The 13905-nt window shown below is 39.9% G+C and carries 10 protein-coding genes; all 10 read right to left on the reverse strand.

All coding sequences use genetic code 11. The features are described from left to right. Positions 1–140 precede the first annotated feature (140 nt). Positions 141–1025, reverse strand: a complete 885-nt coding sequence (locus tag H5S41_RS04340) for a 3-hydroxyacyl-CoA dehydrogenase (protein ID WP_182602464.1) — start codon at positions 1023–1025, stop codon at positions 141–143. Between the two features lie 116 nt (positions 1026–1141). Further along, entirely contained in the window at positions 1142–2050 is a 909-nt protein-coding gene (gene rihC / locus H5S41_RS04345) for a ribonucleoside hydrolase RihC (RefSeq protein WP_163705631.1), read from the reverse strand. 88 nt (positions 2051–2138) lie between these two features. Further along, a complete protein-coding gene (locus H5S41_RS04350; protein WP_182598638.1) occupies positions 2139–3344 on the reverse strand; it encodes a NupC/NupG family nucleoside CNT transporter in 1206 nt (401 codons plus the stop codon). A gap of 960 nt (positions 3345–4304) precedes the next feature. Further along, on the reverse strand, positions 4305–5660 hold the full coding sequence (locus H5S41_RS04355; protein ID WP_153710826.1) for an amino acid permease: 1356 nt from the start codon (positions 5658–5660) through the stop codon (positions 4305–4307). A 302-nt stretch (positions 5661–5962) separates the two neighbouring features. Continuing rightward, the gene (locus tag H5S41_RS04360) at positions 5963–6706 is read right to left on the reverse strand and encodes an amino acid ABC transporter ATP-binding protein (RefSeq protein WP_182598599.1); all 744 of its coding nucleotides are present in this window, start codon (positions 6704–6706) and stop codon (positions 5963–5965) included. A gap of 1 nt (position 6707) precedes the next feature. Then, complete coding sequence (locus tag H5S41_RS04365) at positions 6708–8171, reverse strand: ABC transporter substrate-binding protein/permease (protein ID WP_182602465.1); 1464 nt, start codon at positions 8169–8171, stop codon at positions 6708–6710. Positions 8172–8424: 253 nt separating this feature from the next. Then, positions 8425–8739: a heavy metal-binding domain-containing protein gene (locus H5S41_RS04370; RefSeq protein WP_182602466.1), complete on the reverse strand. Its 315-nt coding sequence runs from the start codon at positions 8737–8739 to the stop codon at positions 8425–8427. An 11-nt stretch (positions 8740–8750) separates the two neighbouring features. Then, positions 8751–10058, reverse strand: a complete 1308-nt coding sequence (gene serS / locus H5S41_RS04375; protein WP_153710830.1) for a serine--tRNA ligase — start codon at positions 10056–10058, stop codon at positions 8751–8753. A gap of 985 nt (positions 10059–11043) precedes the next feature. Next, positions 11044–11193, reverse strand: a complete 150-nt coding sequence (locus H5S41_RS04380) for a hypothetical protein (RefSeq protein WP_153710831.1) — start codon at positions 11191–11193, stop codon at positions 11044–11046. A 569-nt stretch (positions 11194–11762) separates the two neighbouring features. Next, positions 11763–13905: mucin-binding protein (locus H5S41_RS04385; RefSeq protein WP_182602467.1), on the reverse strand; the 2143-nt coding region annotated here is incomplete at its 5' end.

A 13905-nucleotide genomic window follows, 5' to 3' on the forward strand; every position in this document is an offset into this window, starting at 1 on the left:
ACTAAGACAATAAATTAACCTAACTCCTGCTGATACTAAGACAAGGACACAGTGACTAGCTGTAAGTTAAAATAAACGACCAAAATCAGCTTTCTCGCCAACTTTGGTCATTTATCTCTTAACTATTCAATTAAATCACTTTAATATTTTAGGAACTTCGGATCCATAAAGGCAGGATTAGGATAAGTATAGAAACCTTGACCTGATTCCTTACCTTCGTGTCCCTCCTTAATCATCTCATCCATTTTATCAGCAATTGCCTTATGACTTTCATCTTTAGTCTGCGCATATGTGTTTCTTTCAATCTGCGCTGCTGTTCGCAGACCTACCATATCTAAAATCCCAAATGGACCCATGGGTGCGCCCGTTGATATCATCCAGTCCTTATCAATCATTTCAGGCTCTGCAATTCCCTTTGCCCATAAGTTAAGTCCAGATGCTAACAGTGGGATTAGTAGGGAATTGAGGATATAACCATGCTGCTCCTTATGAAGAACAATTGGAACCATTTTTATTTCCCGGGAAAAGTCAGTTGCTTCTTCAATTACTTGGGAATCAGTTTGCGCCGTCCCCATAATTTCAACGACATTAAATTTCCAAATCTGGTTTGCAAAGTGCATGTTGAGAAACTTTGCTGGGCGATCTGTAAATGGTGCTAATTGACTTGGGATAAACGTTGAGGAATTACTTGCAAAGATTGTTTTTTCAGGCGCAAGTTTTGATACTTCTTCATAAAAATGTTCTTTTAGGTCTAATGACTCAGGCAATGCTTCAATCATTAAATCAGCATCTTTAACAGCAGTTGCAACATCATCAGTAATTATCTTGATATTATCAAGACCCTTTTGAAATTCATCGGCCGTTAAGTGTAGGTCACGTTCATAATCAGCTTTTAACGCCTTAATACGACGCTCTGCAGTATCAATATGGTGATTATAGACACTTACATTAAATCCGGATAATGCTGTTTGATAAGCAATCTGACTACCTAAAACTCCAGCACCTGCGATCATAATATTCTTCATTGGTATTTCCTCCTTATTTATTTAATACTATCATATTTTAAAACGCTTTCAAAAAGATAACTACTTTAAAGTATAAAAGCCCAGAATGATTTTTCATTCTAGACTAATATTGCAGTTTATTTAATTTTGCTTACTTCTTCTAGGAACCACTTGTTAAAGGCATCAGCGTCAATATCAAGGCAAACCTTAGCATTAGTTTTACCATCATGATAAGCTGCCCGAACATCGCCAACGGTTGCACCAATTGCGGGGCCATCTGTTTGTACGTCCACCCACATATCCTTAGTCGTAAAGGCTTCTGGATGAAGGAGGTAGAAAATGGTATTAACATCATGCATTGGACGTCCTGCATCGCTTCCATCGTTGTAGTGCGTGATTAAACCATGGAGCATTTCTCCTGTCTTATTGAGCTTACCGAGCTTTTCAATAGTGTCAGCAGTTAGAAGTGCTTTTAAGGTAACATCTAAGCCAACAGTAACAATTGGTACGCCAGCATTGTACATGATCTTTGCAGCGTCAGGATCAGTGAAGACGTTAAATTCAGCTGCACTAGTCATGTTACCGCCAGAGAATGATCCACCCATGGCAACAATTTGCTTAATGTGGCTCTTTACTTCTGGATATTCGCTAAAGAGCAATGCGATGTTGGTATAAGAACCAGTTGGTACTAATACAACTTCATCTTCAGCCATAATTGCATCACGGAGAGCCTCAACAGCACTTTTATCGATTGGCTTACCATAATCAGTACCAAAATCATAACCAGGCATTCCAGATTCACCATGGATTCGTGCGGCATCCTCGAACGGCTTGATTAATGGTTGTTCAGCTCCAGCAGCAACCGGAATATCCTTGCCAAAGAAATGAACAATCTTTAAAGCATTAGCAGTTGTCTTATCAACAGTAACATTACCGGCAACGGTAGTGATTAATTTTAAATCAAGCGATGGGTTATTAATTGCCATCGTCAAAGCAGCAGCATCATCAATTCCTGGATCAGTATCCATAATAATTTTAGTAGTCATAGTTCTCGTCTCCTTTTAACTTAACTGTTATGCAAGCGTTTTCTGAATTAGTGTCAAAAAAAGCAGCTTCGACAGCTGCTTTTCAATTTTACCAAACGAAGAGGCCAACAAATGCGGCTGATAATAGTGAAACTAAAATACCAGAAAGCATTAAGTAACCAATGTTTGAAGCAATGTAATCGTTGTTTTCTTTGTCAACTAAGCCCTTGAAGGCACCAATAATCATACCTAAAGTACCAAAGTTAGCAAATGAAGTTACAAAGACAGTTAATACGGCACGCAAGTGAGGTGCGTAACTGTTGATTTCACCAGTAACTTTACCCATAACAACGAATTCGTTAGTGATTAACTTCATACCCATATCTTGTGAAAGCATCCATGCTTCGTGAACAGGTAAACCAAGTAACCATGAGAATGGGAACATGATAACACCTAAGATACTTTCAAGAGAAAGGTCTTTCCAGAATAATGCCAAGATAGCATCGATCAAAGCAGCTAATGCAACGAAGGCAACAACGTTAGCGATGATGATAAGGATCAACTTACCAGCACCCAAAATTGAGTCCCCTAAGAAACTGAAGAATGGTTCACGCTTATCAGAGTCAACTTCAGCACCAACTTTTTCGATGGTATCGTCTTCAGCTGGAACCTTAACAGGGTTCAGCATACTTACGGCAATCAATGAGTTAATAATGTTAATTGGAACAGCAGTCAGAATATATTGTCCTGGCATCATTTCAATATATGCACCAAGAATTGAAGCAGTAACACAAGACATTGACATCATAGCAATAGTCAAATTACGTTCCTTATTCATGGCACGTAATTGCATACCAGAAACAGCCAAAACTTCAGTGTTACCTAAGAACATCATTTCTACGGCAAAGAATGATTCAAACTTAGGTTCACCGGTAATGAATGAAAGTCCCCGTCCGATCCACTTAATAATCCATGGTAATACACCAATGTAGTTTAAGATATCGAACAATGGAACAATCATAAGGATTGGCATCAATGCGGAACAAATAAAGTTTAGGTTCTTTGGTGTGTACCAGTCACCTAATGCAAACACAGTCCCCTTTGCAGAAACATTGACAATCCATGCAAATCCATCAGCAGCCGCCTTAACCCCAGCACGACCAGCAGATGAACTTACTAAGAACCATGCTAGAATTAAGTTAAGAACTACCATGATTCCTACAGTCTTCCAGTTGATTGCTTTACGGTCCTTGGAAAAGAGCCATCCAATACCAAGAAAGACAACCAGCCCAATAATGTTGATAATAAGATACATAGACATGGCTGTGTACCCTCCTTAAATAGAATATTCGTTAACGGCCGTTCCAAACTAAGATAAAATAATTGCATTTGTGGCGAGTTAACTACTTAAGAATATCTTTAAATTCCATTCCTGTAAAGCGCTGTTTAATTGACAATTTGTGAATTTTCATTATTTTTTACCAGGATAATATTACAATTCATTAGTTTGATTGCCTTTTTACGCTTTTGAAATTTCACAAAGTTTTTCATCGACATATGAAAGCGTTATCATATGTAGGCAAAAAGAAACGGAGAAACATTATCGGTGAATCGCGGTCACCGTGTGTCTCTCCGTCGCCCCTGCCAAGGTTTTTCTATTATACTTAGTTATTTAATTTTGAGCAATTGTTCGGCCATAATTTGAAATAAATTCCGCTTTCACTAAGAAGACATTTCCCGGGGAATATATCATTATTATGCGTTTAAACTGGCGGAAGCTCGGAATGTTTATCGGAATAACATTCCGAGCTTCTCATCCATATGGAAGTGGGAAGAAAGGCCGGTTATTATTTTTTCTAGTTTATTATGGTAACTTATCTATCTGCTTAATACGAGGAACTTAAGCTTATCATTATAGGTTTGTTGTAGATATGGCCACTAATTACTTTTAGCTAACATACTTTTTACGGAAACTAAAGCGTTTCATGTGGAGTGGGGTGTTGGTAATTTTCATGCAAAAAGTCTAATTAACGTACTTCAAAGTAGTTTTATTATGAGAAGATGTTTGTTAAATTCGGCCTTCTATCTTTCCACACTTTCAGTATAGTATTTTGCGTCCCAAATAGCAATCAAACCGCGTAACGACGGCATTTTGACCGCCTTCAGTTATTAAACAAAAGGAAGCTTTTTATTACTTTATGCTTATCTCTTAAACTAATAATTATTAAATGCAAAAGAAAAAAGCCGAAAATAAATTTCAGCTTTTTTACATATTCTAATTTTCCTTCTTCTTTTTCAAAAATCCATAGCCATATGCAAGCAAAGCAAAGATAATAATTGAAAGAATTAGCGGAATTCTAGTTGAATCAATGAACAAAAGAATTACCAATACTGCTAGGAAGAAAATAATTGTTATCCAGCTAGTAATCGGATAGCCGGGCATTCCGAATCCTTTTACACCCTTTGGATTCTGTTGCCGATACTTAATATGAGCAACGAGGATAATAATCCATGTAAAGATAAAAGTAATTGTAGAAATTCCAGCAATCACATCAAAGATTCCTGCTGGCATAATGTAATTCAAGATAACAGTAATGAAAAGGATTAGCGAAGAGAAAGTTAAAGCATGATTAGGCACTGCCTTTGCGCTTAACTCTCCAAAGCGTTTTGGCGCGTTACCGCTTCGAGAAAGTGAATAAAGGGAACGACTAGTACTAAAAATTGCACTGTTTGTTGCAGACATTGCGGCTGTCAATACGACAAAGTTAAGAATCGCCGCTGCCCCTGGAACACCAATCGCTGCAAATACTTGCACAAACGGACTTGAAGTCGTCTTAACTTGGAACCATGGGTAGATTGACATCAAAGCGATCATTGAACCAATGTAAAATAAACCGATTCGTACAGGCAAGGTGTTAATCGCTTTAGGAATATCCTTCTCTGGATTCTTTGTTTCTCCAGCAGTCAGACCAACCATCTCAATCCCCACAAAGGCAAATACAACCATTTGAAATGACATTAAAAAGCCCATTGGACCTGTCGGGAAAAAGCCACCCTGATTAACCAGGTTTGAAAGGGTAACCGGACGTCCTTCAACGTGACCGTGCATTACAAGTAAAATAACCCCTACGGCAATTAATGCTAGGATCGCAATTACCTTAATCATTGAGAACCAGCTTTCCAGTTCTCCAAATAGTCCAACGTTAACCATATTAACAAGCATTAATAAGATAACAATAACTAATGGTCCTACCCATTGTGGTAAATTAGGGAACCAGTATTTTAAATAGATTCCTGTAGCGGTCAAATCAGCCATCGCCAACGTTAACCAACATGCCCAGTACATCCAACCAGCCACAAATTCCATTCGGTCGCCCAAGTAATCTTTAACTGAGTCAATAAATGAATGTTTCGTCGTATCGGCTAAAATCAGCTCTCCTAATGCTCGCATCATAAAGAAGCAAAAGATCCCGACGATTAGGTACGAAAGAATGATGGACGGTCCTGCTTGGTGAATCGCGGTTCCTGATCCAAGGAAAAGACCGGTCCCAATCGCACCACCAATCGCAATCATCGTTACGTGACGACTTTTAAGTGATCGTTCCAACTTCTGCTGTTGTTTTTCGTCCATAATATGCCTCCTTAAAATTATTTATTAACAAAAACGTTTTCTTAAACAAATAAAAACGCCCCTGGCAATTAAACTACCAGGGACGTTTTTAAACGCGGTTCCACCCATCTTTATAGCTCGTTACAACAAGCTACCTCTCAGTCGATAAGGAAACCACTCCATTTTAAACGTTCATGCCATTTAATTGGATCCAGCTTTCAGCAAATACTGGATTCTCTGTTAACCAATTATTAAAAGTTACTCATTATTATAATGATAATATTAGCTTTGTCAAATTTAAATTACTAATGGTCAAATGATAACTAAACATTTAGTACTTTATCCAAGAAATTCTTTGTATCAGGATGCTGAGGATTATCAAAAATCTCCTCTGGCGTTCCTTGTTCACGAATATCGCCATCGTGGAAAAAGACTACTCGATCAGCAACCTGCTTAGCGAATCCCATCTCATGCGTAACCACAATCATGGTCATCCCTTCCTGTGCCAGCCGTTTCATAACCCCTAACACATCACCAACCATTTCCGGGTCTAACGCACTCGTAGGCTCATCAAATAGCATCACATCTGGTTTCATCGCTAATGCCCGTGCAATAGCAACCCGTTGCTGTTGTCCACCTGATAATTTAGTAGGATCAGCATTGGCTTTATCAGCGAGGCCAACGAGGTCCAGATAGTGCATTGCTGCCTTTTCTGCCTCATCTTTAGTCATCTTACCTAGTTGAACAGGCGCAAGAATGATATTCTCTAACACGTTCATATTAGGAAATAAGTTAAAATGCTGAAAGACCATTCCAATATTTTCCCGCACTTTATTAATGTTTACTTGCGGATCCGCAATATCATAACCATCCACATAAATGTGACCGCTATTTGGTTCCTCTAGTTTATTAATACAGCGTAAAAAGGTACTTTTCCCGGATCCTGATGGCCCAATCATGCACACAACTTCATTTGGTTTAACATTAAGGTTAATTCCTTTAAGTACCTCGTTGCTTCCATAACTTTTGTGGAGATCTTTTACTTGTACTTTATAGTGTTTATCCATATTAAGCCATCCTCTTTTGTACGTAGTTTGATAACCAAGTCAATAATGTAATGATGATAATGTACATCGTCCCAATGATTAACCACATCTTAAACCCTTCCATGTTTTGGGAAATGATGACGGTCCCTGTCTGGGTTAATTCCATAACACCAATTGCGGAAAGAATAGATGTATCTTTTAACGTGATAATAAATTGGTTAACCAATGAAGGAATCATCAATTTAAATCCTTGGGGTGCGATAACTTTAATTAGCGCTTTACTATATGGCAATCCGAGGCTTCGTGCAGCTTCCCATTGACCGATATTAACCGATTCAAAGCCACCCTTAACGATTGCTCCGATATAAGCCCCTTCGTCAAAGGTCAACGTTAAAATTCCAGCTAAGAATAGCGGAACTTTATGACCAATCACATTGGGAACTCCCATATAAATAAAGAAGGCAAGAACGATCATTGGGATTCCCCGGAAAATATAAATAAGGACACTTGAAACTGCATTAGCAAATTTGTTTTGAACAATTCCTAATACACCAAGGATTACACCAAAAATCATCGCAAAAATAATGCCGACAACGGTTAATTCAATTGTCATCCATAATCCACGAAGCAATGCTGGGTAATTAGCCTTGATCAAGCCTAAGATTGTTCGATCAGTTGCACTGCTCTTTGTCGTACTATCGCTCTTAGTATACTTATCAATGATCTTATCCATTTGACCAGTATCTTTTAGCCACTTGATTCCGTCATTCATCTTCTTTTGCAATGCAAGGTTCTTACCTTTTTGGAATCCAACCGCAACTGGCTGAGCATCAATTGGCTTCTTCGTCACAATCTTAAGCGGTACCCCTTCTTTAATACCATATTCAAGAACAGGGCCATCATCAAAGGTCGCAACTGTATTTCCCGTCTTTACGTCATTCCACATTGTGTTAGATGAATCAAAGTACCGGATCTTATAACCATACTTCTTTTGATTCTTCTTTAAGAATAAGGCTGCACTCGTACCCGACTTAGCAGAAACGGTCTTGCCTTTCAATTGCTTCATCGACTTGATATTGCTGTCTTTTGCAACTGCCATTTCTACCCCATCAGTATAGTAAGGGGTTGAAAAGTCATATTTTTCTTTCCGTTCATCGGTAACGCTCATCCCTGCAATTACCGCATCAACCTGTCCTGATTCAAGAGCTTGCAAATCGCCATTAAAACTCATTGGCTTTAACTCATATTTGAAATGCTCATGCTTAGCAATCTTCCTAAGCATTTCAATTTCGATTCCAGGATTTTTACCAGAATAGCCGCCTTTACTATCCTGAATTTCAAACGGTTCAAACGTATTATTAGTTGCAAATGTATACGTTGGTTCGTCGGCAGACACCTGCTGAGGTTTGACCATTTCCCACCCGACTACAATTCCAAGAACTGCAACAATGGTGATGATCATGTTTTTCCACTTGCTGCTTTGCATCTATACCGACTCCTTTTTAATCAAATTTTAACCTTGGTAATACTTTAGCATTGCAAAGCAGTAAAATAAATAATCTGCGGTAAACTATGTGTTTATCAAAGGTGACAGCGGTTTAAACAAGAAAAAGCAAAAGTCAGTTACTAATTATGGTTAATTTTATTAAGTGATTTTGATAGTATCTAATTAGTTTATGAGAATTTTCTATTTAAAAAAAGAAGCAGGAAAAACAAAAATTTTCTCCTGCTTCATCGTTTTAATCTACAAATTTTACTGCTGTCCCATAGGCAACAACAGACTGCATATCGGTGCTAATCGATCCCGAATCAAAACGCATCATAACAACAGCATCGGCACCCTTATCCTCTGCTTCTGCAACCATTCGTGTAATTGCCTTTTCACGCGACTCATGCAACATGTTAGTGTAAGCCTTAATCTCGCCACCGACAATATTTTTTAAGCCTGCGCCAATATTGCTTAATACGTTTTTTGATTGTGTGGTAACGCCAAAAACCTCACCAATAACCTCATAATCGTGTCCGGGAATTCGCTCTGTCGTTGTAATCAGCATCGCACTTCCTCCTACTTGTTAGCCTTATTGCGGAATGGTACAGCGTTTTCCTTTGTAATCTTAGTTACCCCATGCATGTATGGTACTAAGACTTCTGGAATTGTTACAGAACCATCTTCATTTTGATAGTTTTCCAAAATAGCAGCAACCGTCCGGCCAACAGCTAAGCCTGAACCGTTAAGCGTGTGGACATATTGCAGCTTACCGTTTTCATCACGGTATTGAGTGTGCATCCGCCGTGCTTGGAAGTCCAAACAGTTTGAACAGCTTGATACTTCACGGTACTTGTTTTGTGCTGGCATCCAGAGTTCAAGGTCATGGGTTTCAGAAGCAGTGAAACTCATATCACCGGTTGTTAACGTAATAACATGGTATGGTAAGCCGATCTTCTTCAAGATATTTTCAGCATTTGCTGTCATCTTTTCAAGTTCGTCCCATGAATTTTCTGGTTTAGTGTACTTAACCATTTCAACCTTATTAAACTGGTGCATCCGGATTAATCCACGAGTATCACGACCAGCGGCTCCAGCTTCAGAACGGAAACATGGCGTTAATGCGGTAACATAAACCGGTAATTCTTCAGTTGGAATTACTTCACCTCGGTAGTAGTTTGTCAATGGAACTTCGGCTGTTGGGATCAAGGTCATATCTTCACCGTTAACCTGGTAAACTCCTTCTTTGAACTTAGGGAATTGACCAGTACCGTACATGGAAGCAGCATTAACAATGTATGGCGGAATTACTTCAGTGTAACCATCAGCCATATGTTCGTCTAACATAAAGTTGTAAACTGCCCGCTCCAATTGAGCACCGAGACCAAGGTAGTAGACAAAACGTGCCCCAGATACTTTTCCAGCACGGTCAAAGTCTAAAATACCGAGGTTTTCACCAATATCCCAGTGGTGCTTTGGTTCAAAGTCAAACTTACGAACAGTACCAACTTTTCGTAATTCAACTGCTCCATCTTCAGTTAAACTAACAGGAACACCCTCATGTGGAACATTTGGCAAGTGAGCCATCTTATCGTGAAGTTTTGCATCGTTTGCTTCGACTTCTTCATCTAGCTCCTTGATCTTGTCACCGAGTTCACGGGTTTCCTTGATTGCGGCATCTGCAGATTCACCATTACGCTTAGCTTCACCAATTTTCTTTGATGCTTCGTTCCGCTGTGCCTTCATTGTTTCTGTTTGTTGAAGCAATTCACGTCGCTTCTTATCTAAGGCAATAACTTCATCAATTTCTTCTGGCTTTACACCACGCGTTGCTAACTTTTCCTTATAGAAATCAGGTTCTTGACGAATCTTTTTAATATCTAACATCGTAAATCCTCCTATGTAAATAAAAAGAGCCACTCCATCCCTTAAATTTTGGGACGAAATGGCTCTGGTTCCGCGGTACCACCCAAGTTTGACTAAAAAGTCACCCTCATGGTAGATAACGGCTACCAACCGTGCGGAATTACCCGCCCACATACTTAACTGCACCGGAGTTTCAGTCGACAGCTTACACCACCCGCTGCTTCTCTAAACGACTTACTTGAAATGCATTCGTGTTTTTTATCTTGCACTTATCTTATTACACTTTTACTGGTTTATCAATTGAAATTTTATTTAAAACAAAAAAGGATTTTCATCTCTGAAAATCCTTTTTTGGTTAGTTTACGCACAACTAACTTTGATGATAAGTCCACCATTCAACATTAAAACTTATCATCAAGCGGCTTACGTGCAGTTGGCTTAGCACATTGGCCATACTGCTGTAATTCTGTGCCGACTTTTTTGGGTATCACCAGTATTATGTGTACTGTTGAACTGCTGCTTAACATGACTGTCATGAACAGTAAAAGTATCTAGTAGCATACTTATATGATAAGAATTATAAATCATTCTCTGCCTATTGCTGTTGGCGAAAACAATTAGGCTATCTTTAAGTTATCTGGGGGAGATATTGCTACTATTGCTTAAAGTTAAGTATTCGGGGGTTTCTTATAAGCATTATCTACCGTTTGACATATCTGTTGAGCATTGTTCATCAAATCATGATACCTCGTTATATAAGGCCATAAACCTTATAAATATTAGGGAGTAGTGGTTGCAACAAACAATGCACAAAAATTGTTGCTAATACTTAATAACTCAGCTGTTACCACTGTCGAGCCAAGCGACAACCACTATTATAGCTAACACACCAAGGCATCGGGGGTCGCCTATAATGCATTAATTACAATAGTCTATATCCGCCAGTTTATAAGGAACTTGTCCCAAACCAACTGGTGCATACTTGTCACTATCTCTTAGAGTCATGTTAAGTCATGCAATAAATCACTTGAATATAAGTAAAAGGTGAATACTCATCGAGATAAGTAGTAATCTGCACATGATCACTACCAGGCTGCATTCCATCTGCGGTTGTCGTCCAGATGAATGTCGTCACCTGTTGGCAAGTTGCGACCATTCCTGCATTAAACAGGTGGTTAAACTGACTGTTACATCAAAGATTAAATAATTTGCTGGCTGCCCTATCAAACAAGCTAATGCTAAAAGCAGCCACTAATAACTTTCAATTGTCATTCTACTCTCTTAGGAGTTTTTTTCAACTCATTTATCAATAGAAAATATCAATATTTTCAAAAAGATCACTTGCTTTTATTATATTACCAACGTTTAAAGGCGTTTTTATAAATTTATTTCTATGAAAATCTACTATACATAAATGATGATTTAATCATATGTGATGTCAAAATGCCATTTCTCTTTATCGTTCGATCATCGGTTGCTAATAATTATTCAGTAACTTTCTCCTTATTCATCTCCATAACAGGCAATCCACTTTAGGCCAATATTTGAAGATCAAAAAAGCCCACGCTATTTCTAGCATGAGCTTTTTCTTCTGCTTCGAGTTTGTTGCTATGAATCTGTTAAGCCACTATATCCATTGCATTACGTTGTTAAGTCGTTGCAATAAACCATCTTCAAATTAACCACAACTCTCCGCATAGCTTATCTTATCCGTTCAACGTTTTATTAATCTTCTTTCCGACGCTTCTTTCCAGCAGCCAAAAGTCCGGTTAATCCTAATGCAGCTAATCCAAGAGCTGCTGCAGAACTGCTGTTTTCGTTACCAGTTTGTGGTAGCTTCTTAGCTTCTTGCTTAGCAGCTGGCGTTGCCTTGGCAGGTGTTGCTGCCTTTGGCGCAGCTGGTGCTTCAGGCGCTGCCGGTTGAGCTGGCGTCTCGGCTGGACGTGCTGGTTCAGCTGGTGTTTCTGGTTCTGGAGTTACCGGTGTTTGTGGCGTAACCGGTGTTGGCGTCGTGTAAACAACTGGGGTATCAACAGTTGGGTGATCAGGTGTTACTGTTGTAACATTTGGTGTCATTCCCGGAACTGAAGGTACTGGTTCGTTTGGTACAACCTTAGTTGGGTCTGTTGGGTCATTAGTGTATGGCACAACTGGAACATTTGGAATCCGGTTACCGCTTGGATCAACCGGTACAATGTTTCCAACCTTCGTGTAGGTTACCGTATCTTCAATATTCTGTTGAACTGCTTCCTTAGCTGGAACGTTAGCCTTGTCCGCAACGTAACCATTGATTACCGGAACCTTCACTTCATTGTAGCTGGCCTTGTCAGAAGTCCAGTTCTCGTTCGGGTTGAGGATTTGACCAGTAACCTTGTCGATGATTAATGTCCGCGTCCATGTAGAAGTTTGAACATTGTCATCACGCATCTTGTTACCGTTGTTATCTACAAAGTGAACAGTTGAAGTGTAGTCCTTGCTGTAGTTGTCCTTTGCAGGCCACTTTGGACCTTCTGGGTAGCCTGGGTTAACTGGTGTACCTGGTTCTTCTGGGTTCTTAGGACCAACTGGAGCATGACCATGCTTCAAGACAACCGTGAAGACTTGGTTTTGATCCGCGTTATCATCAAAGGTTGCGCCGGCTGGGAAGCCATCAGTTACGAGAACGTAACCACGGGCTTCGAGCTGCTTGATTTGATCAGCAGTACTGTAGTTAATTACACTGCCAGCCTTACCAGTCAAGTTACCAGAAGTTGCGATTTGCGCGTTGTTGTTATCTTGGTCAACGTAGTTAACAACCGCAATTTGGTCAACTGCCGGCTTTGGATTTACCGTATTTGGAGTGTACTTAACCGGTGTATCAACACCTGGATCAGTAGGTGTTACCGTTGGTACTTCTGGAGTGTAATTAGGAATTGTTGGTACCGGTTCATCTGGCGTTACCTTAGTTGGATCCGTTGGATCGGTTGGGTATTGTGGCGTTGGTACATTTGGAATTGGCTTTCCTGTTGGATCAACTGGCACAATCTTACCATTTGGTACATAGGTCACCGTAGCTTCTTGGTCTTCCATAGTTACCTTTTGACCATCAACCTGTGCCCGGTCGGCGTGGTAGCCTTCAACAACTGGAGTTGCTACATTGCTGTAGCTGTCCTTGTTGCTTACCCATTCGGTTGAACTGATGATCTTACCAGTTACATTGTCAACCGTAATAGCACGAGTCCATTGCGCATTTTGAACGTTATCAGCTGGGTTGTTGCTTCCTGCACCAACGTAGTGGACAGTAAACTTAACGTCCTTGCTGTAATCAACATCTTCGTTTGTAACCTTTGGTCCCTCTGGGTAGTTAGGGTTGATTGGTTCACCCGGTGTACCAGGCTTATCTGGCTTGAAGGTGGTTGTACCGTGCTTCAAGACAACCGTGTAAGTTTGCGTAGTATTGTCATCATTGTCAAAGACTGCGCCGGCTGGGAAACCGTTACTTACAAGAACGTAGCCTTGGTCTTCAAGCTGCTTGATCGTTGCAGCAGTGCTGTAGTCGATTAGGCTGCCCGGCTTACCAGTTAAGTTACCAGAAGTTGCGATTTGCGCGTTGTTGTTATCTTGATCAACATAGTTAACAACAGCGTTTTGGTCGTTAACAACTGGAGTGTAGTGAACTGGTGTATCCTTACCAGGATCAGTAGGAGTTACCGTTGGTACCTCTGGAACAAAGCCTGGAATTGATGGTACTGGTTCATCTGGTGTTACCTTAGCTGGGTTCTCTGGATCAGTTGGGTACTGTGGTGTTGGTACGTTTGGAATTGGCTTGCCTGTTGGGTCAACTGGCACGATCTTACCATTCTTAGCGTACTGAACAGTAACCGTGTAA

Source organism: Limosilactobacillus albertensis, assembly GCF_014145555.1.
Taxonomy (GTDB): Bacteria; Bacillota; Bacilli; order Lactobacillales; family Lactobacillaceae; genus Limosilactobacillus; species Limosilactobacillus albertensis.

Excerpts from the sequence above, each read along its gene's own strand:
- H5S41_RS04340 (WP_182602464.1), bottom strand. The coding sequence starts at position 1,025 with ATGAAGAATATTATGATCGCAGGTGCTGGAGTTTTAGGTAGTCAGATT.
- rihC (WP_163705631.1), bottom strand. The coding sequence starts at position 2,050 with ATGACTACTAAAATTATTATGGATACTGATCCAGGAATTGATGATGCT.
- H5S41_RS04350 (WP_182598638.1), bottom strand. The coding sequence starts at position 3,344 with ATGTATCTTATTATCAACATTATTGGGCTGGTTGTCTTTCTTGGTATT.
- H5S41_RS04355 (WP_153710826.1), bottom strand. The coding sequence starts at position 5,660 with ATGGACGAAAAACAACAGCAGAAGTTGGAACGATCACTTAAAAGTCGT.
- H5S41_RS04360 (WP_182598599.1), bottom strand. The coding sequence starts at position 6,706 with ATGGATAAACACTATAAAGTACAAGTAAAAGATCTCCACAAAAGTTAT.
- H5S41_RS04365 (WP_182602465.1), bottom strand. The coding sequence starts at position 8,171 with ATGCAAAGCAGCAAGTGGAAAAACATGATCATCACCATTGTTGCAGTT.
- H5S41_RS04370 (WP_182602466.1), bottom strand. The coding sequence starts at position 8,739 with ATGCTGATTACAACGACAGAGCGAATTCCCGGACACGATTATGAGGTT.
- serS (WP_153710830.1), bottom strand. The coding sequence starts at position 10,058 with ATGTTAGATATTAAAAAGATTCGTCAAGAACCTGATTTCTATAAGGAA.
- H5S41_RS04380 (WP_153710831.1), bottom strand. The coding sequence starts at position 11,193 with ATGGTCGCAACTTGCCAACAGGTGACGACATTCATCTGGACGACAACC.